Below are 25,176 nucleotides of genomic sequence, written 5' to 3'. Positions count from 1 at the left end.
CCCGCTGCCCTGCCCACGCCGGGGTCCGCAGCGGTGCGCACCAGCACCACCCCTGCCCGCACCGCCAGCACTCCACCCTGCCCGCGAGTGCCCCCGTGAGTCGATACGTCCCCCTGTGCCGCCTCGTTGACCGGCAGTCAGGTCGGCTCGCCCACCCCAACCCCCTTTGACACTTGGGAGTGGACATGACCAGGATCCCCACGGAACCCGGCACCACCGAAGACAGACCCGCCGACGGCGGACCCGCCGCGGACGGCCCCCACCCGTCGTCCCCGGCACCGCGCCCCACCGGCGCGCTGGACGCCTACTTCAAGATCTCGGCCCGGGGATCGACCCTCGCCAACGAACTGCGCGGTGGACTCACCACCTTCATGGCGATGGCCTACATCATCCTCCTCAACCCGCTCATCCTGAGCGGCGCGGACGCCACCGGCGTCAAGCTGGACCACGCCGCGCTGACCACCGCCACCGCGCTGGCCGCCGCCGTCACCACCGTCCTGATGGGCCTGGTCGGCAACGTCCCGCTCGCCCTCGCCGCGGGCCTCTCCGTCTCCGGCGCGGTCTCCGCGCTGGTCGTCCCGCACACCACCTGGGCCCAGGCCATGGGCCTGTGCGTGATCTACGGCCTGCTGATCGTGCTGCTGGTCGTCTCCGGGCTGCGCGAGAGGATCATGAACGGCATCCCGCTGCCGCTCAAGCACGCCATCACCATCGGCATCGGCCTGTTCGTCACCGTGATCGGCCTCTACAAGGCCGGGTTCATGCACACCGGCGGCCCCACTCCGCTCTCGCTCGGCCCCACCGGCGAGCTGGCCGGCTGGCCGGTGCTCGTCTTCTGCGTCACCCTGCTGGCGATCTTCGTGCTGATGGCGCGCGGCGTCCGCGGCGCGATCCTGATCGGCGTCGCCGGCGGCACCGTGCTCGCGATGATCGTCAACCGGGCCGCGCACGTACCGGCCGAGGCCTGGAAGAACTCGGTGCCGGTCTGGCCCGGCAGCCCGGTCTCGGCACCCGACTTCGGCCTGTTCGGCCACGTCGACCTGTTCGGCGCCTTCGGCGGTCACGGCATGGGCGCCATCAGCGCCTCGGTCGCGGTGTTCACCCTGGTGCTGGCCGGCTTCTTCGACGCGATGGCCACCATCATCGGCGTCGGCACCGAGGCCGGACTGGCCGACCGGCAGGGCCGGATGCCCGGGCTGTCCAAGGCGCTGTTCATCGACGGCGCGGGCGGCGCGGTCGGCGGCCTGGCGGGCGCCTCCGGGCAGACCGTCTTCGTCGAGTCCGCCACCGGCGTCGGCGACGGCGCCCGCACCGGACTCGCCTCCACCGTCACCGGCGCCCTGTTCGCGCTGATGCTGTTCTTCTCGCCGATCGCCGGGATCGTCCCGGTCGAGGTGGCCTCGGCCGCCCTGGTCGTGATCGGCTCGATGATGATGAGCCAGGCCCGGCACATCGACTGGTCCGACCGCGAGGTGGCGATCCCGGCCTTCCTCACCTGCGTGCTGATGCCGTTCACGTACAGCATCACCGCGGGCGTCGCGGCCGGCGTCATCTCGTACACCGTCATCAAGGCCGGGCTGGGACGGTGGCGCGAGCCCGGGCCGCTGATGTGGATCCTCACCGCGGTGTTCGTGGTGTACTTCGCGATCACCCCGGTCAAGTCCTGGCTGGGCGTGCACTAGTCGGCCGCATCCCGCCGCTGCTCGGGCGCCCACCCCCTTGGGCACCACCGCCGCCGTCCGGGATCGTTTCCCGTACGGCGGCGTCTCCCGCTACTGTCGAAACCGTGTAAGGAGCCCCCATGCAGGACATCGCCGAGCAGTTGCGGGCCTGGCACGCGGCCGGCCGCTCCTTCGCCGTGGCCACCGTCGTCGGCGTCTCCGGCAGCGCACCGCGCGACCCCGGGGCGGCGCTGGCCGTGGACGCGGACGGCGAGGCGGTCGGCAGCGTCTCCGGCGGATGCGTCGAGGGCGCGGTGTACGAGCTGTGCCAGGCCGCGATCGCGAGCGGCGAGCCGGTGCTGGAACGCTTCGGGTACAGCGACGAGGACGCCTTCGCGGTGGGTCTGACCTGCGGCGGCGTCCTGGACGTGTTCGTCCAGCCGGTGGTGCCGGGGGCCGACGCCGGGCTGGACGCCGGGATCGCCCGCATCGTGGCCGGCACCCCGGTGGCGCTGGTCCGGGTGATCGCCGGACCGGGCGGCCTGGTCGGGGCCACCCTGGCGGTCACCGCCGACGGCGTCACCGGCGCGCTCTCCCCGACGCCCTCCACGGTCGGCGGGCTGGAGCGGGCGATCGTCGCCCGGGCCCGGGCGATGCTGGAGGCCGGGCGCACCGGCCGGCTCGTGCTCGGCCTCGACGGACGCCCCTGCGACGAACACGGGCGGGGCACCGTCACCTGCTTCGTCGAGTCGTACGTACCGGCGCCGCGGATGCTGGTGTTCGGGGCGATCGACTTCGCGGCCGCGGTCGTGCGGATCGGCAAGTTCCTCGGCTACCACGTGACCGTCTGCGACGCCCGGCCGGTCTTCGCCACCGCCCGTCGCTTCCCCGACGCCGACGAGGTGGTGGTCGACTGGCCGCACCGCTACCTGGACTCCCAGCTCGGCCGGATCGACGGGCGCACCGTGCTCTGCGTACTCACCCACGACGCCAAGTTCGACATCCCGCTGCTGGAGCGCGCCCTGCGACTGCCGGTCGGCTACGTCGGCGCGATGGGCTCGCGCCGTACCCACCGGGACCGCGTGGCCAAGCTGCGCGAGACCGGGATCACCGAGGCCGAACTCGCCCGGCTGCGCTCCCCGATCGGCCTCGACCTCGGCTCGCGCACCCCGGAGGAGACGGCCGTCTCGGTCGCCGCCGAGATCGTCGCCCACCGGCGCGGCGGCAGCTGCCTGCCGCTGAGCGCCTCGGACGGGCCGATCCACCACGACCTGTCGCGGACGGGAACGGAGGGTGACGAGGGTCGCACGGCCGACGGCCCGGCACCCCGCCCCCACGCGGCCTGAACCGGGATCGACTCCGGTACCACTCACGTTGCGTGGCCACCGGCACGGCGGGAGGCTGGAGTTGCGGACTCACCCCGAGCCCGGGGAAGGAGCAGGGATCATGCGTGCCCTGCTGGAGGTCGAACTCGACACCGCGACCTCGAACAAGCTCATCACCGATGGAACGATCGGCGAGGGAATCCAGCAGACCCTCGCCCAACTCAAGCCGGAGGCGGCCTACTTCCTCAGCCGCAACGGGCACCGGGCCATGATCTTCGTCGTCGACATCGCGGACGAGGCCTCGATCCCGTCCCTCGCCGAGCCGTTCTGGCTGCAGCTCAACGCCACCGTCGACATCCGCCCCTGCATGAACGCCGAGGAACTCATGGAGGGGCTCAAGCGGCTCGGCGGCTGAGCGGCAGGGCACGGACGGAGGTCAGTCGCTCAGCGCCAGCTTCACGCCGAAGCCCACCACGACCGCGCCGGTCACCCGGTCCATCAGCCGCCGGGCGGCCGGGCGGCGCAGCCAGCCGCGCAGCACCTGGGCGAAGCCCACCAGGACCGTCGACCAGAGCAGGCCCTCCACGACGTGCACGCAGGTCAGCGCCACACCGGCGGCGAAGTGCGGGGCCCCGGCCGGGATGAACTGCGGCAGCACGGCCACGTAGAAGACCCCGACCTTGGGGTTCAGCAGATTGGTCAGCGTGCCCCGCCGCCAGCCGTGCGCGAACCCGCCGTCCTCCGGCTCCTCCTCGGCCGCCGCCTCGCCGCCCCGGTTGCGCAGCATCCCGATGCCCATCCACACCAGGTACGCCGCGCCCGCCCAGCGCAGGATCTCGTACCCGACCTGCGAGGCGGTCAGCAGCGCCGTCACCCCGGCCGAGGTCAGCGTCCCCCAGAGCAGCGTCCCGGTCTGGATCCCCAGCACGACCCCCCACGCCTGCCGGCGCCGCCCCAGGGCGGAGGTCCGCAGGATCAGCGCGGTGTCGAGACCGGGGGTGAGGGTGAGCAGCCCCACGACGAGGGCGAAGGACCACAGAGCCGTTGTCATCTCCATGGACCTCGATGCTCTCACAGCCCCGGCCGGCCGCCGCCCGCCGGGGCGGGGGCCACCGGGCCGCCCGATCCGTCAGTCCGCCGACCCCGGGGGCACGACCCACTCGGTGGGCTGGCCGGTGACGGCGGCGATCATGTCGAAGTCACCGTCGTAGTGGAGCACCGTGGCCCCGTGACGCTCGGCGGTGGCCGCGACGACGAGGTCCGGCACCGACAGCGCCCGCCAGTTGCCCGACGAGGTCAGGAGGGCCTGCACCTCGATGGCCCGGTCCCACACCTCGTCGGGCGTGGGCAACCAGTCGAAGCCGCTCAGGCCCTCCCGGATCCGAAGGGCGTCGGCCTTGGAACGGGCGCTGTGCATGATCTCCAGTTCGACAGCGCCGCAGATGGCGACGAGCCCTCTGACGATCCTCGGCCTGAGGACCGACCTGACGGTCGGCTTGGAGAAGCGAGCGAAAGCCGACTTGTCGATCAGGAAGCGCTCACTCATCCCTTTTCCACCGGTCCGGTGAGGTCAGGCAGTCCGCCCTCGGCGAGCCAGTCCATGAAAGTCTCACGCTTGCGGCGCTTCACGAGATCTTCAAGGGCGGCGTTGACGGTGGCCACCTTGGTCGTCGTACCAAGGATCTCGGCAGCCTCGGCCAGCAGTTGGTCGTTGACGTCTATCACGGTACGGGCCATGGTCGGCCTCCCAAGCGGAGCGGGCCTGCGATATCAATATCGAAGATACTTGATATCGCAAACCCATATGCCCTGATCAGCCGATGTTCACCCGCTCAGGTGATGTTGAGGCGGGCGGCGAGGCGCAGCAGGCCGGGGCTGAGGCGGGAGAGGAAACGGGCGGCCTTGGCCTCCGGGGTGACGGGGACGACGGGCCTGCCGGTGCGGACGGCGGTGAGGATGGCGCTCGCGACCTTCTCCGGGGGGAAGCCGCGGCGGGCGTAGAGCTTCGCGGCGCGGGCCTGCTTGGCGGCCTGCTCGGTGGAGGTGGTCGCGGAGAAGGTGGAGGTGCGGGTGATGTTGGTGTTGACGATGCCCGGGCAGATGGTAGAGACGCCGATGCCGTGGCCGACGAACTCGGCGCGCAGGCAGTCGGAGAGCATGAACACCGCGGCCTTGCTGGTGGCGTAGGCGGTGAGCGCCTTGGACGGCAGGTAGGCGGCGGCGGAGGAGACGTTGACGATGTGGCCGCCCTGGCCGCGGTCGGCCATCAGGGTGCCGAAGGCGCGGCAGCCGTGGATCACGCCCCAGAGGTTGACGTCCAGGACCCGCTGCCACTCCTTCTCGGTGGTCTGCAGGAACGTCCCGGAGTGGCCGATGCCGGCGTTGTTGACCATGACGTCGGGCACCCCGTGCTCGGCGGCGACGGTCTGCGCGAAGGCGTCCATCGCGGCGCCGTCGGAGACGTCCACCCGGTAGGCGTGCGCCTTCGGGCCGATCAGCGAGGCGAGTTCGGCGGTGCGCTCGGCGGCCGCGAGGTCGAGGTCGCAGACCACCACCCGGGCGCCGTCCTCGGCGAAGGCGAGCGCGGTGGCCCGGCCGATGCCGCTGCCGCCGCCGGTCACCACGACCAGCCGGCCGTCGTCCCCGGCCGGTCGGGCCTGCCCCGCGTCGATGCGGGCGGTGAACTCGCGGACCATTCCGGCCACGACGGCTCCCTTCTCCAGCAGCGCCGACCAGTGGCCGGCGTGCAGCGTCCTGCGGGTCAGGTCGGGCACCCAGCGCTCCAGCCCCTCGGAGAGGTAGGTGCCGACGTACCGGTCCCGGGTGAGGGTGATCAGCTGGACCGGCACCTCGGTCGGCCGCTCGCGCGGACTGCCCAGGGTGGGGCGGAAGTTGGCCCGGTACAGCTCGATGCCGCGGACCGCGTCGCGGCGCAGGGTGGGCTGCGGGTGGTCGGCGCGCGGGGTGACGTGCTCCAGGTCGCGCAGCACCCGCGGCCAGGCCCGGGCCAGGCCGAGCCGCCAGATGCCGGGGGCGAGGTAGGGCAGGTGGAAGGCGGTGATGTACCAGGAGTGCAGGCCCTGGTGCAGCAGTTGCCCGAGGTGGCGGGGGGTGGGGCGGCGCACCCGGTGGCGCAGCCAGTGGCCCATGTGGTCCAGGCTGGGGCCGGACAGGGTGGTGTACGAGGCGATCCGGCGCCCGGCGCCGGGTTCGGTGACGGCCTCCCAGGACTGGATCGAGCCCCAGTCGTGGGCGACCAGGTGCACCGGGCGGTCCGGGCTGACGGCGTCGGCGACGGCGAGCAGGTCCTCGGCGAGGTGCTCCAGGCGGTAGCCGGACCGGTCGGCGGGGGCGGCGGACTCCCCAGCGCCGCGCACGTCGTAGCGGACCACGTGGTGGTCGCGGGCGAGGTCGGCGGCGATGTCGTCCCAGACGGCGTGGGTGTCGGGGTAGCCGTGCACGAGCAGGACGGTGGGGGCGTCCGGGTCGCCCTGCTCGAAGACGGCGAGCGGGAGGCCGCCGGAGCGGACGGTCCGGCGGCGGACCGGGGGCGCCGCCGGGGGCTGCGCCGGACGCTTCGTCGGGCTCGTCATCGGGTGGCCTCCAGGGTGGTCGGGGCGGCGGCGGTCGGGGCGGCCGTGGTCGGCTCGGCGGCCGGGAGGGACGCCTGCCCGGTGGCAGTCTGCCCGGTCCCGGCGGTCCAGCGTCGGACGTGCGGCAGGTCGTCGTCGAGCCAGTAGGCGTCGTCCTCGGTGACCACCAGCAGTTCCTCGAACTTGATGCCCACGCCCCGGAAGCCGATGTGCGGCTCCACCGCCCACAGGCCCGGGGTGGGCGCGTGCCGGGACGACCGGCCGTCCGCCCAGAGCGGTGAACGGCCGTGCAGCCGCTCGGAGATCAGCTCGCGGCCGAGGGTCTGGAGGGTGCGCACGCCGAAGCCGAGGACGTTCACCCCGGCCGGGCCGCGCGCGGTGTTGCGGGTGACCTGGTGACCGATCACCCGGCCCGGGTAGACCTGGTGGCGGTTGTCGTAGCCGTGCGCGGCGATCTGGGCGTCCACCGCCGCGTACACCTCGGCGAGCGGCCTGCGGGCCCGCACCTCGTCGAGGATCAGCTCGCGGTACACCTTCAGGTCGGCGGCCAGGCGGTCCCAGACCCGGTTCTCGCCGACCTTGCCGCCGTAGCCGATGTCGGCGGTGTAGCCGTCCACCACGGGCGCGCAGTCCAGCACGTACGGCATGCCCTCCTCCAGACGGCGGTTGCCGGCGAAGAACTGCAGTGGGGTGCGGAAGTGCCGGAACGCCGTCCGGTCGCCGAACCAGGCGAAGGGGACGTGGAAGAAGTCCTGCACCCCGGCGGCGACCAGACGGCGGCGCAGCTCGGCGGTGGCCTGCCGCTCGGTGACGCCGGGCTCGATCCAGGCGGCGACCTGTTCGGCGCAGGCGTAGGCGAGTTGCTGGGTCTCGCGGAAGCGGGCGAGGTCGCGCTCGGTGTAGCGGAAGGCGGGGGTCGCTTTCGCCATGGCGGTGCTCCTTCTCGAGGTCGAGCTAGAGGTCGAGCACGAGGGTTTCGCCCTCGGCGGCCCGGGAGACGCAGGGCAGCAGGGCGCCGGCGGCACGCTGCTCGGGGGTGAGGCGGCGGTCCCGGTGGTCGGGCGTGCCGGCCAGCACCCGGACCTCGCAGGTGCCGCAGAAGCCCTGGTGGCAGGAGTACGGGAGGTCCGGGCGGGCCTCGCGCAGCACGTCGAGGGCGGAGCGGTCGGCGGGGACGTCGAGGTCCGGACCGTCGGTGCCGAGGCGGACGGCGAACGGCTCGCCGTCGGTGACCGGGGCGGCGCCGAAGAGCTCGAAGTGCAGGGAGGCGGCCGGGGAGGCGTCCAGGGCGCGCTGCACGGCGGTGAGCATCGGCGCCGGGCCGCAGCAGTAGACGGCGGCGCCGCGCGGGGCGTGGGCGAGCAGTTCGGCTCCGGTGGGGACGCCGCCGTGCTCGTCGTCGGTGCGCAGCACCACCCGGCGCGGGTCGAGGGCGCGCAGCTCGTCCGTGTACGGGAGGGTGTCGGCGCTGCGGCCGACGTGCACCAGGCGCCAGTCCAGGCCGTGCCGCCGCGCCTCGCGGGCCATCGGGAGCAGCGGGGTGATGCCGATGCCGCCGGCCAGCAGGAGGACGGCGGGCTCGGCGCAGAAGGCGAAGCCGTTGCGCGGGCGGCGGGCGGTGAGCCGGGTGCCGGGGTGCAGGGCGTCGTGGACCTCGACGGATCCGCCGCCGCCCTCGGGCAGCCGCCGGACGGCGACGCGGTAGTGGGTGCGGTCGGCCGGGTCGCCGCTGAGGGAGTAGTGGCGTTCGCGGCCGGAGGGCAGGACGAGGCGCAGGTGGGCGCCGGGCTGCCAGCCGGGCAGCGGGCCGCCGGAGGGGTCGGCGAGGAGCAGCTCCACGACGTCGGCGGCCGGTCGGCGGCGCTCGGCGACGACCAGTTGGAGCGGCGGGGTGGGGCGGCTGAGCGGCCGGCGGGGGTTGCGGCGCAGCAGCGGGCCGCCGAGGGCCGGGGAGTAGCGGTCGCCGAAGGCGGTGAGCCGGCGCATGAAGCCGTCGGGGCGGGGGCGGCCGTAGAGGTCGGGGGGCGGGGTGAGCTGGTCCATCCGGCGGGGTCCTCGGGGTGGGTGGGAGAGGGACCGGGCTCAGCGCCCGGCGGCCGCGCGGGCGGCCGGGGAGGTGGCGAGGTAGCCCAGCGCCTGGCTGGACGAGCCCTCCTGGGTGGGGTGGTAGCCCGGTCGCAGGTAGCGCAGTCCGGAGCGGATCGACTTGACCGGGTCCGGCAGCAGTCCGCGCCTGGCGATCCGGCCCGCCTCCCGCCAGGTGGGCTTGAGCCGGCCTTCGAGGGAGGGGTCGGCGGCGAGCAGGAAGCGGGCGCCGCGCACCCAGAGGTGGACGAGCAGCGGCCCGGAGACCGCCATTCCGCGCACCCGGCGCAGGTAGCCCGGGTCCAGGTGGACCATCAGGTCGTAGGCGACGCTGCGGTGCTCGACCTCCTCCGCGCCGTGCCAGCGCAGCAGGTCGAGCATCGTCGGGTCGGCCTTGGCCCGGTCCAGGCCCGGGGAGTTGAGCGCCCAGTTGCCGAGGAAGGCGGTGAAGTGCTCGATCGCCGCGATGAAGGCGACCCGCTCGATGACGTTCTCCCGCTGCCGGTCCGGCGTCAGGCCCGGCTTGTCGCCGAGGACGCGCCGGAACAGCCAGGAGATCTGCCGGACGTACGGCCGCGGGTCGAGCCCCTGGCCGAGCAGGTGGTCCAGGACCTCCTGGTGCGCCTCGGCGTGGATGGCCTCCTGTCCGATGAACCCGAGGACCTCCTCGCGCAGTTGCTCGTCCCGGACGAGCGGCAGCGCCTCCTTGAACACCTTGACGAACCACCGCTCCCCTTCGGGCAGCAGCAGGTGCAGCACGTTGATGACGTGGGTGGCCATCGGCTCGTCCGGGATCCAGTGCAGCGGCAGCTGGGCCCAGTCGAAGCGGACGTCCCGGGGTTCCAGCACGAGGCTGTCGTGCACGCGCGCGGCGGGGGCGGCGAGGGCGGGGACGGGGGTGGAACGGGGCATGGCAGGCCCTCCTGACCTGGGGGCGGCGGCTCGGCTCCAGGGAAACGTACTCGCGGGTAGCCGTCAGGACAAGGGGTTCGGCGACCCTTATCGACATCGAGTCTAATAAGTGACGCGCACCGGCGGCCACCACGGGAAACGCGGGAGGCCCCACCGGTCTCCCGGCAGGGCCTCCTCGAACTCGTCTGCGCGACCGCCGGCTTGGCGTCAGACCGCCATCGCCAGCATCAGCGGCGCCGCCCGGGCCGCCAGCAGCTCGGCGGCCGCCTTCAGCCTGTGCACGCTGTCCGCCGGCATCGAGGTGGCCAGGCAGCCGACCGTACTGCCCGCCGTGATCGGCACCGCCGCGCACACCGTGCCCAGCGCGTACTCCTGGATGTCCAGCACCGGCACCGTGGCCGGCTGCCGCTCCAACCGGTGCATCAGCTGGTCGGCGTCGGTGACGGTGCGGGAGGTGAGCCGGGCGACCGGGTGCCGGGAGAGGTGGTCCCGCCGGGCGTCCGCGTCCAGCTGACCGAGCAGGCACTTGCCGATCGCGCTGGCGTGCGCGGTGGCCCGGAAGTCCACCCACTCCTGCACGGCCGGCGCGTAGTCGGCGGCCGAGACCGCCTCCACCGACAACTCGCCGTCGTGGTACCGGCTGAAGTACACGGCGGCGCCGAGCTCGTCCCGGAGTTCGGCGAGCTTGCGGTTGAGCCGGGCCTTCACCAGCTGCTCCCGGTTGTGCTGGCCGAGCAGGGCGAAGGTGCCGCCCAGCAGCCAACCGCCGTCCTGGCACTGGAGATAGCCCTCGACCTCCAGGATCTCGGCGAGCCGGCGCACGGTGGGCAGCCCGAGCGAGGTCTCCCGGGCGAGGGCCACCAGGGTGGCACCGTCGGGGTGGCGGTCGACCGCCTCCAGCAGTCTGAGGGCGTGCTGGAGGGAGGTGAACGAGCCCGTCGGGCCCTGGTCCAAAGCGGCGTGACGACCCGGGGCTGGTGTCGACATGTCGTCCCCTTCCGATGTCCCCCCACGGAGCGACCGCGGGCACCCACCAGCCTATCGACCCGGCGGCTCCGACGGCTGCCGTCCGTGCATATCCGTGGACAATCCGTGGCGCCCCACCGCCCGACCTGGGACGACGCGACGGGCCCCTCCCCCACTGCCCAGGGGGGAGGGGCCCGCCCGCGGGGCCGCCGGGTGCGGGCCCGGCGGCCGTGGGGACGGTGGTGCGGATGGTGGGCCGGCCCGCCGTCGGCGCTCAGCCCTCGTCGCCCGCCCGCAGGGTGGTGACGGCGGCGGCCAGCCGGGCGCCGAACTCCTCGTCCGCGGCGCGGAAGTGGGCGAGGTTGCGCTCCACCACGTCGTCCCGCGAGACCTGCGCCAGGGAGCCCGCGAGGTTGTCGATCAGACGGGACCTCTCGCCGGCCGACATCAGCCGGTACAGCTCGCCGGCCTGGAAGAAGTCGTCGTCCTTGGTGTGCGCCGGGGTGGTGTACGTGCCGGTGCGGCCCGCCACCTCGACCGGCGCGGACAGCGCTTCGCCGGTCTGGGCCGGCCCGCCGTACGAGTTGGGCTCGTAGTTCCTGCCGCGGCCGGCGCCGTTGACCGCCATCAGGCCGTCCCGGCCGTAGTTGGCGGCCTCGGTGGCGCGCGGGGCGTTCACCGGCAGTTGGGTGTGGTTGACGCCGAGGCGGTAGCGCTGGGCGTCCGCGTAGGCGAACAGGCGCCCCTGGAGCATCTTGTCCGGGGACGGGCCGATGCCGGGCACGAAGTTGTTCGGCGAGAACGCGGCCTGCTCGACCTCGGCGAAGACGTTCTCCGGGTTCCTGTTGAGGACCAGACGGCCGACCTTGACCAGCGGGTAGTCGGCGTGCGGCCAGACCTTGGTGAGGTCGAAGGGGTTGAAGCGGTAGTCCGCGGCGTCGGCGACCGGCATCAGCTGGACGTGGAGGGTCCAGGACGGGAACACCCCGCGCTCGATGGCCTGGTGGAGGTCGCGCTGGTGCGAGTCGGCGTCGCCGCCGACGACCTCGGCTGCCTGGCCGCCGTCCAGGCAGCGGATGCCCTGGTTGGTCCTGAAGTGGTACTTCACCCAGTAGGCGTCGCCGTCGGCGTTGACCCACTGGTAGGTGTGGGAGCCGTAGCCGTTCATGTGGCGGTACGAGGCCGGGATGCCGCGGTCGCCGAACAGCCAGGTGATCTGGTGGGTCGAGGCCGGCGAGTGGGCCCAGAAGTCCCAGACGTTGTCCGCCTCCTGCACGCCGGTGTACGGGTCGCGCTTCTGCGAGTGGATGAAGTCCGGGAACTTGACCGGGTCCTTGATGAAGAACACCGGCGTGTTGTTGCCGACGAGGTCGTAATTGCCGTCCTCGGTGTAGAACTTCACGGCGAAGCCGCGCGGGTCGCGCACCGCGTCGCCGGAGCCCAGGTTGCCGGCCACGGTGGAGAAGCGCAGGAAGACCTCGGTGCGCCTGCCGACCTCGGAGAGGAAGCCCGCCCGGGTGTACCGCGCGACCTCGTCGGTGACCTCGAAGTAGCCGTACGCGCCGGAGCCTCGGGCGTGCACGACGCGCTCCGGGATCCGCTCGCGGTTGAACCGGGCCAGCTTCTCCAGCAGTTGCTGGTCCTGGACCAGCAGCGGGCCGTACGCGCCGGCCGAGGCCGAGTTCTGGTTGTCGGCGACCGGGGCACCGGACTCCGTGGTCAGGATCTTGGGCATGGAGGGTCCTTCGGGTGTCGATAAGGGCGGTGCGCGGAGAAATGGGTGACGCATCGTCAGATCCCCGCCCGGACGGGTTCCACGGGCTCCGGGCGAGGGATCCGACGGATCGTCAGCCGCCGAACAGGCTCCGGACGACGGCCGCGGCCGTCACCGGGTCGGCCGCGGGACGGGCGGCGGTCAGCGCGGCGGCCTCCTGCGCGGCGACACCGGCCCCGGTGAGGGCCGCGACGGCCTCCGCGGCCGGGAGGGCGTTGAACCAGCGCAGCGCGAGGGCCGCGCGGCCGGCCCCGGTGAGGCGGCCGGTGAGCCGGAGGCGGGCCAGGCCGCCGTCCGGGTGGACGTTGATGCGCACGTGGGTCACCGGGCGGCCGGCGTCGAGCCGGAAGCGGTGCCGGGTGTCGGGCTGGAGCCTAGTGCGGGGCAGGAGTTCGAACCACTCGCCGTCGGCCGGGTCCGCCCCGGTCGAGGCGTCGAAGCCGATCAGGTCGGCCCAGCCGGGGGCATTGGCGACGAAGCAGGAGGTGTCCACTTCGGCGGCCAGGACCTCACCGCCCCCGGCCAGGGCGATCTGCACCCAGTCGTTGGCCTTGTCGCGCCGACGCCGGGTCTCCCAGCCGTCGCCCATGACGGAGGCACGGCCGGGAGCGTTCAGGTTGTGCGGGGAGGAGAAGTAGCGGTCGGACGCCGCCTCGGCCACGCCGCCGTACTCCTGCGCGGCCAGGTCGAAGGTGAGGCCGTCCAGTTCGCGCGGGTCGGGCAGCACCTCGCCGTGCACCCGCAGCCGGGCGACGCCGCCGTCCGGGAAGATGTTCAGCCGCACATGGGTGCAGCGGGTGCCGTCCGCGACGGCGAACTCGTGGGCGGTGTCGCCGCTCAGCGCGGTGCGCGGCACGATCGTGGTCCACTCGGCGCCCCGGAGCTCCTCGGGCGAGGGGTGGCCGGGGACGGACGCGGCCTCGACCGAGGCGGACTCCGGGTAGTTGCCGGTGAAGTGGGCGGTGTCCACGATCACGCCGTGGACCACCCCGGCGACGCCGAGCCGCACGATCGTCCAGTCGTGGTCCTCGTCGGTGGGGTGCGGCTGCTCGGCGGAGACCCCGCGACGGCGCTTGGACTCCCAGCCGTCCATGATCTGGCCCTTGTGGCCGAAGGTGTGCGGGCGGAACTCGGCCGGCTTGGCGACCAGCAGGTTCTCGGCGTCCGCGAAGGTGTCCTCGTTGGTGGCGACGACGCCCGCGCCGAGCAGTCGGGAGGCCAGGTTGACCAGCTCGGTGAAGGGAGCACTCGGGGTGTCGGCAGTGGTCACTGACTCTCCTTTAGGCGCGTACGGGCGGGGTGGTGGCGGGACGGGATCGGGACCGGGCGAGCTGCCGGCCGAAGGGGCGGGCCGCGGGGTCCACCTCGCGGCCGCGCAGCCAGGTGGTGCGCACCGCGCCGGTGAGGGTCCGGCCGGCGTAGGGGGTCACGGGGTTGCGGTGGTGCAGCCCGCTCGCCCGGACGGCGAAGCCGCCCTCGGGGTCGAAGGCGACCAGGTCCGCGTCGTGACCGGCGGCGATGGCGCCCTTGGTGCCGGTGAGGCCGACCAGTTCGGCCGGTCCGGCGGACATCCAGCGCACCACGTCGGACAGGGTGCGGCCGCGGCGGCGGGCCTCGGTCCAGACGGCCGGCAGGCCGAGCTGGAGCGAGGCGATGCCGCCCCAGGCGGCCGCGAAGTCGCCGCTGCCGCCGTACTCGGGCAGCAGCTTGAGGTCGGGGGTGGACGGCGAGTGGTCGGACACGACGGCGATGAACTCGCCGTTCGCCAGGGCCTCCCAGAGCGCGTCCCGGTTGGACTCGTCGCGGATCGGCGGACAGCACTTGAAGGCGGTGTCGCCGTCCGGCACCTGCTCGGCCGCGAGCGTCAGGTAGTGCGGACAGGTCTCGGCGGTCACCCGTACGCCGTCCTCGCGGGCCTGCCGCAGCAGCGGCAGGACGGCGGCGGAGGAGACGTGCAGGACGTGCACCCGGGCGCCGGTGCGCCGGGCCGCGTCGAGCAGCCGGGCGACCGCCGCGGTCTCCGCGTCGGCGGGCCGGGAGGCCAGGAAGTCCCGGTAGTGGACACCGGGTTGCTGCGGGGCGGCGGCGAGCACGGCCGGGTCCTCGGCGTGGATGATCGCCAGCGCCCCGATCCGGGCCTGCTCCGCCAGCGCCGCCTCCAGGTCCGCGGCCTCGACGTGCGGGAACTCGTCCACCCCGGAGGGGGCGAGGAAGCTCTTGAAGCCGAACACGCCCTCCCGGTACAGCGGTTCGAGGTCGGCGACGTTGCCGGGGACGGCGCCGCCCCAGAAGCCGAGGTCGACCCAGGCCTGGCCCTCGGCTGCCTTCCGCTTGAGCGCCAGCCCCGCCACCGTGGTGGTGGGCGGGATCGAGTTGAGCGGCATGTCGATGATCGTGGTGACGCCGCCGGCCGCGGCGGCCCGGGTGGCGGTGGCGAAGCCCTCCCACTCGGTGCGGCCGGGCTCGTTGACGTGCACGTGGGTGTCGACCAGGCCGGGCAGCAGGGCGGTGTCACCGAGGTCGACGAGCTCGCCCCCGGCGACCGCCAGCGAGCCGTGCGGGGCCGTGCGGGCGATCGTCCCGCCCTGGATCAGCACGTCCGCGGGGCGCTCGCCGTCGGGCAGGACCGCCCGGCGGGAGCGGATCACCGTGGGCTGGCCGAAAGGCATGGGGGACCTCCGAAACCTGGGAGTCGAGGGTGGTGGAGCAGGGTGGAGGCGAAGGATTGCCGGGAGCCTAGGCCCGCCTTCAACAAAACGTCAATGGTTGGACGCGCGGGGCCCGGGCCCGCGGGACGGTCCGGTACGCGCCGGGGTTCAGCCCGGCAGCAGCTCGCCGGCCAGCCTCTCCCCCGCGAGTTCGGCCAGCTCACCGGCCCTGGTCATGCTCTCCCCCGGCCGCTCGGCCAGGTCGGTCAGGGCGATCGCGGCGGTGAAACCGGCGGCCCGCCACTCAGGCTCGGAGAGCTCCAGCCGGCCCGCCACGGCGGCCACCCGAACCCCCGCCCGGGCGGCCGCGGCGGCGACTCCGGCGGGGGCCTTGCCGTGGAGCGTCTGCGCGTCCAGGCAGCCCTCGCCGGTCACGACGAGGCGTGCCCCACGCACGGCCCCGTCGAAGCCCAGCAGGTCGAGCAGCAGCTCGATGCCCGGGCGCATGGTGGCGCCGAGCAGGGCCAGGGCCGCGAAGCCCACCCCGCCCGCGGCGCCGGCGCCGGGCGCCTCCCGGAGGTCCCGCCCGGTGGCCTCGGCCACCAGGTCGGCGAACCGGGTCAGCCCCTCCTCCAGCACCACCAGGTCCTCGCCGTCGGCGCCCTTCTGCGGGCCGTAGACGGCCGGGGCGCCGCGCGGGCCGAGCAGCGGGTTGTCCACGTCGCAGGCCACCACGACCTCGACCCCGCCCAGGGCCTCGGCCAGCGGGCCGAGGTCGATCTCCGCGAGCCGGCGCAACGCGGCGCCGCCGGGCGGCAGTTCGACGCCGGCGGCGTCGAGCAGCCGTACCCCGAGCGCCTGCACCATGCCGGCGCCGCCGTCCGTACCGGCGCTGCCGCCCAGGCCCAGCACGATCCGCTTCACGCCGAGCGAGACCGCCCTGGCGATCAGCTGGCCGACCCCGTAGGACCCGGCCGCGAGCGGGGCGGCGCGGCCGCCGGGCAGCCGGGCGAGGCCGGAGGCCTGCGCCAGCTCGACCACGGCGGTGTCGTCCCGGACGGCCAGCGCGGCGTCCACCGGCAGGCCGGTCGGGCCGGCCACCTTGGCCGGGACCCGGCTGAACCCGGCCGCGAGCGCGGCGGCCAGGGTGCCCTCGCCGCCGTCGGCGACGGGCAGTTCGCGCACCTCGGTGCCGGGCGCGGCACGCCGGATGCCGGCGGCGATCCGGGCCGCCGCCTCGGCGCCCTCCAGGCTGCCCTTGAACTTGTCGGGGGCGACGACCACATGGCCCTGGTGGGGGATGGCGGGCATGGCGCGGTCCTCGCTTCCGTACGGGTCTGGCGGTGGCTCTGCGGTGTGCGTCCAGCATGGGCCCGGGTGTCCCGGGGGGCCAGTGCCCGGGCCGGGGCGGCCGGCGGGCCGCTCGGCGGGGGTCCGGCCGGGGCGATCCGGGGGCATCGGCCCGGAGAGGCCGTCCGGAGGGGCGGTCCGGAGGGGACCGGTCGGAGGGGACCGGTCGGAGGGGGCCGTCCGGAGGGGACCGGTCGGAGGGGGCCGTCCGGAGGGGACCGGTCGGAGGGGTGCGCCCCCTCCCCGCCGTCTCCCCCGTCCCGCTTCCGACGCTCGGGGGGCTCCCCTCGGCGGGGAGGAGGCCCGGCGACGCGTACCGGGCACGACCGAAGTGCCCCCAGGGGGGACGTACGCGTCACCGGCTCGGAGCGACCGGCGGGCGGGCGGATGAGCCCCGGCCCGCACGCCGGCCGGGCCTGGCCTCCTGGCGGCGCGGGCACGACCGGAATGGGTACACGCCGCCAGGAGGAGCTCGGACCGGGGGCTCCGCGCGGGAGCCCCCGGGGATCAGGGCCGGTCGGACCCGCCCCGTGCGGCCCCGCGCCCGGAGAGCCGCTCGACGCCGCGCAGGAGCGCCGAGTGGTCGAGCGAGCCGTCGCCGTTGGCCCGGGCGGAGGCGACCAGCTGGGCCACCACGGCGCCGACCGGCAGCGCGGCGCCCACGGCGCGGGCGGCGTCGGTGACGATGCCCATGTCCTTGTGGTGCAGGTCGATCCGGAAACCGGGGGCGAACTCGCGGTTCAGCATGTTCGCCTTCTTGCGGTTGAGCACCGTGGAGCCGGCCAGGCCGCCGCCGAGCACGTCCAGCGCGGCCGCCAGGTCGACGCCGGCGTTCTCCAGGAACACGACGGCCTCGGCGAGCACCTGGATGTTGACCGCGACGATCAGCTGGTTGGCGGCCTTGACGGTCTGGCCGGCGCCGGCCGGGCCGACGTGGACGACCGTGGTGCCCAGCGCGTCGAACAGCGGCCGGGCCTCGGCGAAGTCCTCGGCGGCACCGCCGACCATGATCGACAGGACGGCCTCGACGGCACCGGCCTCGCCGCCGGAGACGGGGGCGTCCAGGGTGCGGACGCCCTTCTCCCTGGCGGCGGCCTCGACCTTGATCGAGGTCTGCGGGGTGATCGAGGACATGTCGATCACCAGGGTGCCGGGCGCGGCGATCTCCAGCACCCCGCCCTCGCCCAGGACGACCTGCTCGACCTGCGGGTCGGCCGGGACCATGGTGATGACCACCTCGGCGTCCTTCACCGCCTCCGCGATGCTGGTGGCACCGTGGCCGCCGGCCGCGACCAGGGCGTCGATCGGCGGCCGGGTGAGGTTGAAGCCGGTGACGTGGTGGCCGGCCCCGACCAGGTTGGCGGCCATCGGGCTGCCCATGATGCCGAGGCCGATGAAGGCGATCTTGCGGCTCATCGCGTCGAGTTCCTTACGTGTGCGGGTGGGAGGTCGGGTGGGTCGGCGGCGAGGCCCGGCGGCGCCGCGCGAGTCGGCGGCACACGGCTCGGTGACGCGCACGTCGGCGGCATGCGGCTCGGCGGCGCTCATCGGCTCCGCCGCGCGGCCGGCTACCTGACGGCGCGCAGCTCGCGCGGCAGCCACCCGAAGCCGTCGGCGCTGACGCCGGTGGAGGGGCGGTACTCCAGGCCGATCGAACCGCTGTAGCCCGCGGCCGTGAGCCTGGCGAAGAGGTCCTCGAAGTCCAGGTCGCCGGTGCCGGGCTCGTTGCGGCCCGGATGGTCGGCGATCTGCACGTGGCCGATCCGGTCGGCGTACGCGTCGATGACCGCCGGCAGGTCCTCGCCGTTCCTGGCCAGGTGGTACAGGTCGCAGAGGAACCTGGCGTTCCCGAGGCCGGTGGCGGCGTTGACCTTGTCGACGACCTCGACGGCGGCGGCGGCCGAGACCAGCGGGTAGTGCGGCGACTCGTCCTTGTTCAGGGCCTCGACGAGCAGGATCGCGCCGATCCCGTGCGCGGCCCGCGCGGCGAGCACCAGGTGCTCCAGCGCGAGCGCGTCCTGCTCGGCCGGGTCGACGCCCTCGGCCCGGTTGCCGTACAGCGCGTTGAGCGCGGTGGCGCCGAGCGAGGCGGCGAGCTCCGCGGCGACCGGGAGGTTGGCGCGGAAGCGGTCCCGCTCGGACGGCACCGAGACGGTGCCGCGGGCGCCCAGGCTCAGGTCGTCCAGGAGGTTCAGGCCGGTGAGCCGTACGCCGGCGTCGGTGAACGCCTTGCGCAGCGCGTCCAGTTCGGCCTGCGAGGGGTCGTGTTCCGCCCCGAAGGGCCACCACAGTTCGGCGGCCGTGAAGCCGGCCGCGGCGGCCGCGGCGGGGCGCTCCAGGAGCGGCAGTTCGCCGAACAGGATCGACAGGTTGACCGTGAAGCCGTGCTGGGCTGCCGCCGTCACGTCGCTCACCTCTCTTCTCTCTTCCTTCATCCGAAACTTCCACGATCCGGAAGAGGGATTCTGTGTGGTGGAAGCATCTCCGGCCCGCCGAGCGAGTGTCAAGAGAGTCGCAACAATTTGTTGAAGCCGCCTCATGGCCATGCCGCCCCCGGGGCCGGACTGTTCGATCACCCGGGCCCTGCCCGCCCGCACCCCCGCTCGCTACAGTGACCCCGTGCGATTGATGGTGGAGTTCACGACAGAACCGTTCGAACTGGACACGTTCCCGGAGCACGCCGCGGCGGCCCGCAAGGTCGTCGACGAGGCCGGCCTGGCCGTGTCGGTCGGCCCCTTCGGCACCGGCGCCGAGGGCGGGGCCGAGCAGGTCCTCGCGGCGGTGACCAAGCTGCTCAGGGAGACCCTGGACGCCGGGGCGACCCGGATCTCGGTCCAGGTCAGCGTGCTGGGCGAGGAGGACGGTACGCCGTGACCGAGAACGTGGAACACCCGCTCGCCGCGGCGGTGAAGCCGCTGCTGGCCGCGGTCGGCGCGACGCCCGTCCCCCTGGACGAGGCGAAGCCCGACGACGTGGTCCTGGAGTGGGAGGGCGTCCCGGCCCTGGCCGTCCGACTGCCCCACCTGGGCAGCGCACTGGACCGGCTGCTCACCGAGATGACCCGCCAGTTCGACGGCCGCCCGCTGGCCGAGCTCGACCGGCTGGAGAAGCAGCGGGTCGTCGCCCTGCTGGAGGAGCGCGGCGCCTTCACCGTCCGCCACGGCGTGGAGACCGTCGCCTCCGCCCTGGGCGTCAGCCGCTTCACCGTGTACAACTACCTGAACCGCCAGGACGGCGCGAAGCCGTCCTGACGCCCCGGTTCGACGCCCTCCGGGGCACGTGCGGGCCCCCGCCCCGGGGGCTTCCGAACGGGTGACCCCGCCGGCACGGCAGGAGTGGATCGGCCTGCGGCGGGGCACACTTGGCGAATCGCACACGAAAGGGCCCGGCATCGCGGCCCGGTTCAAAACGTAACCACCAACAGTTCAACAAAGTGTTGACGGCCGGGTGGGGCCGATCTAGCTTTTCCGGGTGGCACCACTCTTCAGGAGGTCCACCCGTGACCAACCACCCCCACGCCCTTGACGCCCTGGCCGCGGCCGACGCCGCGGAGCTGGAAGAGATCCTGCTGGAGGTGTGCTCCAGCCCCCGCTGGGCCGCCGCGGTCGCCGCGGCCGGGCCGTGGTCCGACCGCGAGGCCCTGCTCGCCGCCAACGCGGCGGCCATGGCGTCGCTGACGACCGAGGACCTGCGCGACGCGATGGCCGGACACGCCCGGATCGGCACGCCCGTGGCGGGCGACGCCACCTCCGAGCGCGAACAGGCCGGGATCCGGGGCGCGGACCAAGCGGTCCTCGACGAACTGCGCGAGGCCAACGCCGCCTACGAGGCCGAGTTCGGCCACGTGTTCCTGGTCTGCGCGACCGGCCGCACCGCGGTCGGCATGCTCGCCGCCCTGCGCGAGCGCCTCCCCAACGACGCCGCCGCCGAGGCGGAGACCGTCCGCGAGGAGCTGCGCAAGATCAACGACATCCGGCTCGACCGTCTGCTCGACACTTTCTGACGTACCGTCACACGCCGTCACACCGAACCCTCCCGGGAATCCCACCGAAAATCTGACACATCATCACCTCTGCCATCAGTAAGGCCACTTCACCCATGACTGGCATCTCCACCCACGTGCTCGACACCAGCCTCGGCCGACCGGCCGAAGGCGTCCCGGTCGAGCTCGCACTGCACACCGAGGGTGGCTGGCAGGTGCTCGGCACCTCCGCCACGGACTCCGACGGCCGGGTCGCGGACCTGCCGGCCGTGGAGGCGGGCTCGGTCGTCCGGCTGCTCTTCGGCACCGGCGCGTACCACGCGCTCAAGTCCGCCGAACCGCCGTTCTTCCCCGAGGTCTCGATCGTCTTCACGGTCGCGCCCGAACAGCACCACTACCACGTGCCGCTGCTGCTCAACCCGTTCGGATACTCGGTCTACCGCGGAAGCTAGTGGACCGACCTTGAAAAGCTTAGGAGCCACGTCATGGCCCACGTGCTCGGTCAGAACCAGTACGGCAAGGCGGAGAACCGCATCGTCCGGATCCACCGCGACTCCTCCCGGCACGAGATCAAGGACCTGAACGTCTCGGTCTCGCTCCGCGGCGAGTTCGAGGACGTCCACCTCACCGGGTCCAACGCCAACTGCCTCCCCACCGACACCACCAAGAACACCGTCTACGCCTTCGCCAAGGAGCACGGCATCGAGTCGGCCGAGGCGTTCGGCATCCTCCTGGCACGCCACTTCGTCGACGACACCGAGCGCGGCGTCGTGCACAGCGCCCGGATCCGGATCGAGGAGTACGCCTGGGACCGGATCAGGACGCCGGACAGCTCGGCCCGCTTCATCGGCTCGGAGGAGGTGGGCCACTCCTTCGTCCGCAGCGGCCAGGAGGTCCGCACCAGCGAGATCGTCTACGACGGGGAGTCCGTCCAGGTCGTCTCCGGCCTGAAGGACCTCGTCGTCATGAACTCCACCAACTCGGAGTTCTGGGGCTACATCAAGGACGGCTACACCACCCTCCAGGAGGCGTACGACCGCATCCTCGCCACCCAGGTCACCGCCCGCTGGAAGTTCGGCTACAGCGGGAAGGACGGCGAGGCCCAGCCCCACTGGAACCGCTCCTACACCCGGGTGAGGCGGCACCTGCTGGAGGCTTTCGCCGAGACCTACTCCTACTCGCTGCAGCAGACCCTGCACGCGATGGGCACCCGGGTCCTCGACAACCGCGCCGAGGTGGACGAGGTCCGCCTCGAACTGCCGAACAAGCACCACTTCCTGGTCGACCTGGAACCGTTCGGCCTCAAGAACGACAACGAGGTCTACTTCGCCGCGGACCGCATGTACGGCCTGATCGAGGGCACCGTGCACCGCGAGGGCGTCGTCCCGGTCATCCCGGTCGCCTGACCTCCCCCACCCGGTGGACGCCGCCCGGAAATCGCCGCACCCTCCGGCCCCCACGGACCGGTCGGGTGCGGGCGGACCGCTCCATCCACGGCAACCGCTCCCGCGGTGCCACCCGCACCAGCCGTTCGACCCGCACCAGCCGTTCCATCCGCTCCAGCGGTTCCGTCCGCACCAGCGGTTTCTCCACCCCCACCCCCCACCCACCGGAGTTCGTGCCTGCCTCGCGGCGGCCGGCCCGGGGCACTGGAGAGGCCGGCCGAGGGATCCTCGCACCGCCGTCCCGTCCTCGGTCACATCAGCACCAGCCGCACTCCAGCGCCACGGGCGCGCCGGGAGCCACGGGCACAAGAGGGGCTCGACATGGCACCCAGCAGCACCAGCAGTACAGACGGCGGTTCCACCTCGGCGGGAACGCACGGCCCGGACGGCGCGGCGGACCACCTCCCCGGCGGGCCGCCCCGACCCGGGACCCACCCCGTGGACGAGTTGCTGCCCCCGGTGAAGCTGTTCTCCACCGGACTGCAGCACGTCGCCGCGATGTACGCGGGAGTCGTCGCACCCCCGCTCATCGTCGGCGCCGGCGTCGGGCTCTCCCCCGCCGAACTCGCCCTGCTCATCTCGGCCAGCCTGTTCACCGCCGGACTGGCCACCCTCCTCCAGACGCTCGGCATCTGGCGGATCGGCGCGCGGCTGCCGTTCGTGAACGGCGTCTCCTTCGCCGGGGTCGCGCCCATGATCGCCATAGCGAAGGGCTCCATCGAGAAGACGGGGGGACCGAAGGACGCCCTCCCGGTGATCTTCGGAGCGGTGATCGTCGCGGGGCTGCTGTGCTTCCTCGCGGCACCGTACTTCTGCAAGCTCATCCGGTTCTTCCCCCCGGTCGTCCAGGGCACCGTGATCACCCTCATCGGGGTGTCCCTGCTTCCGGTGGCGGTCAACTGGGCGCGCGGCGGCTCGCCGGGCGCCCCCGGGTACGGCTCCACGCGGGCCGTCGGCCTCGCCGCGATCACCCTCGTCGCGGTGGTGCTCTGCAACCGGCTGCTGCGCGGTTTCTGGCAGCAGCTGTCCCTGCTCATCGGTCTGGCGCTCGGCACCCTGATCGCCTTCCCGCTGGGGCTGGCCGACTTCGGCGCGGTCCGGGACGCGAAGGTCTTCGCGCTCCCCTCGCCGTTCCACTTCGGCGCGCCCGTGTTCGACGCCGCCGCGATCGTCTCGATGTGCATCGTCATGGTGGTCGCGATGACCGAGTCCACCGCCGACATGCTCGCCCTCGGCAGGATCGTCGACCGCGAGGCGGACGAACCCACCCTCGCCGCCGGCCTGCGGGCCGACGGGCTGGCCACAGCGCTCAGTCCCGTCCTCAACGGCTTCGCCGCCAGCGCCTTCGCCCAGAACATCGGGCTGGTGGCGCTGACGAAGATCCGCAGCCGCTTCGTGGTCGCGGCCGGCGGAGGCATCCTGGTCCTGCTGGGGCTGTTCCCCGTGCTGGGCTCGGTCGTCTCCCTGGTTCCGCAGCCCGTCCTCGGCGGCGCCGGGATCGTGCTCTTCGGCACGGTCGCGGCCAGCGGCATCCGCACCCTCGCGGAGGCCGGCATGGAGTCCGGCTCGCACACCATCCTGGTGTCGGTCTCGCTCGGTGTCGGCATCATCCCGATCGCCGTACCGACGTTCTACGACTCCTTCCCGGAGGCCGTCCGGACCCTGATGCACTCGGGGATCTCGGCCGGCTGCGTGATGGCCGTCCTGCTCAACCTGCTCTTCCACCACGTCGGAGCCGCCCGCCGGTCCGGGTCCGGCCAGGCCCCCGGCGCGACGGTACCGACGGCACCGACGGCACCGACGGCGACACCGTCCTGACCGGCCCGGGCGGGGCGTGCACCGTGCGGTGCGCGCCCTCCCCCGGCCCTTCCCCGGCCCTCCCCCAAGGAGTCACACCATGGCAGTCCAGCCCCCGCCCGCCGACCAGCGGATCGTGATCGAGAACGCCGCGATCGCCACCGTGGACGCGAACGACACCGAGTACGCCCGCGGCCACGTGGTCGTCCTCGGCAACACCATCGAGACGGTGGGCGACGGCCCCGCCCCCGCGTGGCTGGACAACGTGGTGCGCCGGATCAACGGCGAGGGCCACCTGATCACCCCCGGCCTGGTCAACACCCACCACCACTTCTACCAGTGGATCACCCGCGGCCTGGCCCAGGACCACATCCTGTTCGACTGGCTGGTCGCCCTCTATCCGACCTGGGCCCGGATCGACGAGAAGCTCGTGCACGCCGCCGCCCAGGGCTCCGCCGCCGCACTGCTCAAGTCCGGCTGCACCACGGCCTCCGACCACCACTACGTCTTCCCGAAGGGTGGCGGCGACGTCCTCGGCGCCTCCATCGAGGCCGTCCGGGAACTCGGCCTGCGCTTCACCGCGCTGCGCGGCTCGATGGACCGCTCCCAGAAGGACGGCGGGCTGCCGCCGGACCACGCGGTCGAGGAGCTGGACGACATCCTGACCGCCTCCGAGGCCGCCGTGGACCGGTACCACGACCCCTCCTTCGGCTCGATGCTGCACATCGCCATCGCGCCCTGCTCCCCCTTCTCCGTCTCCACCGACCTGCTCCGCCGGTCCGCCGAACTCGCCCGCCGCAAGGGCGTCCGGCTGCACACCCACGGCTCGGAGACGGCCGAGGAGGAACAGTTCTGCAAGGAGCTGTTCGGCATGGGGCCGACCGACTACTTCGAGTCGGTGGGCTGGCTCGGCGAGGACGTCTGGATGGCGCACTGCGTGCACATGAACGACTCCGACATCGCCAAGTTCGCCGAGACCGGCACCGGCGTCGCCCACTGCCCGTCCTCCAACGCCCGCCTGGCGGCCGGCATCGCCCGGGTGCCCGACATGCTCCGGGCCGGCGTCCCGGTCGGGCTCGGCGTCGACGGCACCGCCTCCAACGAATCCGGCGAGCTGGGCACGGAGCTGCGCAACGCGCTGCTGATCAACCGCCTGCACGGCTCCCCCACCGCACTGACCGGGCGGCAGGCGCTGCGCCTGGGCACCATGGGCGGCGCCCGGGTGCTCGGCCGACAGCACGAGATCGGCTCGATCGAGGCCGGCAAGCTCGCCGACCTGGCGCTGTGGAAGATCGACGGGATCATGCACTCGTCCATCGCCGACCCGGTCGCCGCGCTCACCTTCGGGGCGCTCCCGCCGCTGTCGGTGCTGTTCGTCAACGGCAACGCGGTGGTCGAGAAGGGGCGCCTGGCCACCGTCGACGAGGACCGGATCGCGCGCGACTGCGCCCGCGCCGCCCGCGAACTGGCGGCCCGGCCGCTCTGACGCCCACCCCTGACTCCGGGAGCGCCCAGGGACGGTGCGCCCCCGGACTCCGCACACCCCGACGGGTGTGCGGACCGGAGGGCAACAAACAAAGAGAAGAAGAAGGGAAGATGAGGGGCCCCCGGCCACTCCCACCCACCTCGGCAAAAGGA

General features: G+C 73.4%; 24 protein-coding genes. 10 read left to right on the top strand and 14 right to left on the bottom strand.

Features of this window, described 5'->3' with window-relative positions; all coding sequences use genetic code 11:
* The first annotated feature begins 185 nt into the window (after positions 1 to 185).
* From ACFVGO_RS16775 to ACFVGO_RS16765, 3 genes are all read left to right on the top strand, one after another.
* Positions 186 to 1,682 (top strand): NCS2 family permease, encoded by a 1,497-nt coding sequence (locus ACFVGO_RS16775; protein ID WP_380632390.1) that lies wholly within the window; start codon positions 186 to 188, stop codon positions 1,680 to 1,682.
* A 119-nt stretch (positions 1,683 to 1,801) separates the two neighbouring features.
* Positions 1,802 to 3,007, top strand: a complete 1,206-nt coding sequence (locus tag ACFVGO_RS16770) for an XdhC family protein (protein ID WP_380632387.1) — start codon at positions 1,802 to 1,804, stop codon at positions 3,005 to 3,007.
* A 100-nt stretch (positions 3,008 to 3,107) separates the two neighbouring features.
* Complete coding sequence (locus ACFVGO_RS16765; protein WP_359911743.1) at positions 3,108 to 3,401, top strand: hypothetical protein; 294 nt, start codon at positions 3,108 to 3,110, stop codon at positions 3,399 to 3,401.
* Between the two features lie 21 nt (positions 3,402 to 3,422).
* Here the strand turns inward: ACFVGO_RS16765 and ACFVGO_RS16760 are convergent, their stop codons facing one another.
* From ACFVGO_RS16760 to ACFVGO_RS16695, 14 genes are all read right to left on the bottom strand, one after another.
* The gene (locus tag ACFVGO_RS16760; RefSeq protein ID WP_359911746.1) at positions 3,423 to 4,043 is read right to left on the bottom strand and encodes a LysE family translocator; all 621 of its coding nucleotides are present in this window, start codon (positions 4,041 to 4,043) and stop codon (positions 3,423 to 3,425) included.
* A gap of 72 nt (positions 4,044 to 4,115) precedes the next feature.
* Positions 4,116 to 4,532, bottom strand: a complete 417-nt coding sequence (locus tag ACFVGO_RS16755; RefSeq protein ID WP_359911749.1) for a PIN domain nuclease — start codon at positions 4,530 to 4,532, stop codon at positions 4,116 to 4,118.
* Complete coding sequence (locus ACFVGO_RS16750; RefSeq protein ID WP_359911752.1) at positions 4,529 to 4,723, bottom strand: type II toxin-antitoxin system VapB family antitoxin; 195 nt, start codon at positions 4,721 to 4,723, stop codon at positions 4,529 to 4,531. Before ACFVGO_RS16750 ends, ACFVGO_RS16755 begins: the two co-directional genes overlap by 4 nt.
* A gap of 95 nt (positions 4,724 to 4,818) precedes the next feature.
* Positions 4,819 to 6,579, bottom strand: a complete 1,761-nt coding sequence (locus ACFVGO_RS16745; RefSeq protein WP_380632384.1) for an SDR family oxidoreductase — start codon at positions 6,577 to 6,579, stop codon at positions 4,819 to 4,821.
* Positions 6,576 to 7,508: a M24 family metallopeptidase gene (locus tag ACFVGO_RS16740; protein WP_380354674.1), complete on the bottom strand. Its 933-nt coding sequence runs from the start codon at positions 7,506 to 7,508 to the stop codon at positions 6,576 to 6,578. The genes ACFVGO_RS16745 and ACFVGO_RS16740 overlap by 4 nt, the downstream gene beginning before the upstream one ends.
* Before the next feature lie 25 nt (positions 7,509 to 7,533).
* On the bottom strand, positions 7,534 to 8,622 hold the full coding sequence (locus ACFVGO_RS16735; protein WP_380632381.1) for a PDR/VanB family oxidoreductase: 1,089 nt from the start codon (positions 8,620 to 8,622) through the stop codon (positions 7,534 to 7,536).
* Between the two features lie 39 nt (positions 8,623 to 8,661).
* Entirely contained in the window at positions 8,662 to 9,576 is a 915-nt protein-coding gene (locus ACFVGO_RS16730; RefSeq protein ID WP_359911764.1) for a metal-dependent hydrolase, read from the bottom strand.
* A gap of 207 nt (positions 9,577 to 9,783) precedes the next feature.
* The gene (locus ACFVGO_RS16725; RefSeq protein WP_359911767.1) at positions 9,784 to 10,563 is read right to left on the bottom strand and encodes an IclR family transcriptional regulator C-terminal domain-containing protein; all 780 of its coding nucleotides are present in this window, start codon (positions 10,561 to 10,563) and stop codon (positions 9,784 to 9,786) included.
* Positions 10,564 to 10,816: 253 nt separating this feature from the next.
* On the bottom strand, positions 10,817 to 12,277 hold the full coding sequence (locus ACFVGO_RS16720) for a catalase (protein WP_359911770.1): 1,461 nt from the start codon (positions 12,275 to 12,277) through the stop codon (positions 10,817 to 10,819).
* Between the two features lie 112 nt (positions 12,278 to 12,389).
* Positions 12,390 to 13,586 carry an allantoicase gene (gene alc, locus ACFVGO_RS16715; protein WP_380632377.1) on the bottom strand — a complete coding sequence of 399 codons (1,197 nt, stop codon included), beginning with the start codon at positions 13,584 to 13,586 and terminating at the stop codon, positions 12,390 to 12,392.
* A 10-nt stretch (positions 13,587 to 13,596) separates the two neighbouring features.
* Complete coding sequence (allB, locus tag ACFVGO_RS16710) at positions 13,597 to 14,985, bottom strand: allantoinase AllB (RefSeq protein WP_380632375.1); 1,389 nt, start codon at positions 14,983 to 14,985, stop codon at positions 13,597 to 13,599.
* A 147-nt stretch (positions 14,986 to 15,132) separates the two neighbouring features.
* Positions 15,133 to 16,275, bottom strand: coding sequence for a glycerate kinase (locus ACFVGO_RS16705; RefSeq protein WP_359911779.1), 1,143 nt, complete (start codon positions 16,273 to 16,275; stop codon positions 15,133 to 15,135).
* 546 nt (positions 16,276 to 16,821) lie between these two features.
* Positions 16,822 to 17,730, bottom strand: coding sequence for a 2-hydroxy-3-oxopropionate reductase (locus ACFVGO_RS16700; protein WP_380632372.1), 909 nt, complete (start codon positions 17,728 to 17,730; stop codon positions 16,822 to 16,824).
* Positions 17,731 to 17,882: 152 nt separating this feature from the next.
* Positions 17,883 to 18,728: a TIM barrel protein gene (locus ACFVGO_RS16695; protein WP_359911785.1), complete on the bottom strand. Its 846-nt coding sequence runs from the start codon at positions 18,726 to 18,728 to the stop codon at positions 17,883 to 17,885.
* Between the two features lie 205 nt (positions 18,729 to 18,933).
* Between ACFVGO_RS16695 and ACFVGO_RS16690 the strand changes: the two genes are divergently transcribed.
* From ACFVGO_RS16690 to ACFVGO_RS16660, 7 genes are all read left to right on the top strand, one after another.
* Positions 18,934 to 19,188 (top strand): thiamine-binding protein, encoded by a 255-nt coding sequence (locus tag ACFVGO_RS16690; protein WP_359911788.1) that lies wholly within the window; start codon positions 18,934 to 18,936, stop codon positions 19,186 to 19,188.
* Positions 19,185 to 19,565, top strand: a complete 381-nt coding sequence (locus ACFVGO_RS16685; protein ID WP_359911791.1) for a helix-turn-helix domain-containing protein — start codon at positions 19,185 to 19,187, stop codon at positions 19,563 to 19,565. The genes ACFVGO_RS16690 and ACFVGO_RS16685 overlap by 4 nt, the downstream gene beginning before the upstream one ends.
* 248 nt (positions 19,566 to 19,813) lie before the next feature.
* Positions 19,814 to 20,317, top strand: coding sequence for a 2-oxo-4-hydroxy-4-carboxy-5-ureidoimidazoline decarboxylase (gene uraD / locus ACFVGO_RS16680; protein ID WP_380354688.1), 504 nt, complete (start codon positions 19,814 to 19,816; stop codon positions 20,315 to 20,317).
* A gap of 95 nt (positions 20,318 to 20,412) precedes the next feature.
* Positions 20,413 to 20,748, top strand: a complete 336-nt coding sequence (uraH, locus tag ACFVGO_RS16675; protein ID WP_359911797.1) for a hydroxyisourate hydrolase — start codon at positions 20,413 to 20,415, stop codon at positions 20,746 to 20,748.
* Positions 20,749 to 20,781: 33 nt separating this feature from the next.
* A complete protein-coding gene (gene pucL, locus ACFVGO_RS16670) occupies positions 20,782 to 21,702 on the top strand; it encodes a factor-independent urate hydroxylase (protein ID WP_359911801.1) in 921 nt (306 codons plus the stop codon).
* 360 nt (positions 21,703 to 22,062) lie between these two features.
* Positions 22,063 to 23,559: a nucleobase:cation symporter-2 family protein gene (locus ACFVGO_RS16665; protein ID WP_380632361.1), complete on the top strand. Its 1,497-nt coding sequence runs from the start codon at positions 22,063 to 22,065 to the stop codon at positions 23,557 to 23,559.
* A 79-nt stretch (positions 23,560 to 23,638) separates the two neighbouring features.
* Positions 23,639 to 25,024 carry an 8-oxoguanine deaminase gene (locus ACFVGO_RS16660; RefSeq protein ID WP_380632358.1) on the top strand — a complete coding sequence of 462 codons (1,386 nt, stop codon included), beginning with the start codon at positions 23,639 to 23,641 and terminating at the stop codon, positions 25,022 to 25,024.
* The last annotated feature ends 152 nt before the right edge of the window (positions 25,025 to 25,176 follow it).

Source organism: Kitasatospora sp. NPDC057738, assembly GCF_042798815.1.
In the GTDB taxonomy this organism is placed as follows: domain Bacteria; phylum Actinomycetota; class Actinomycetes; order Streptomycetales; family Streptomycetaceae; genus Kitasatospora; species Kitasatospora lactacystinica.
This window is presented reverse-complemented; position numbering and strand designations above follow the sequence as displayed.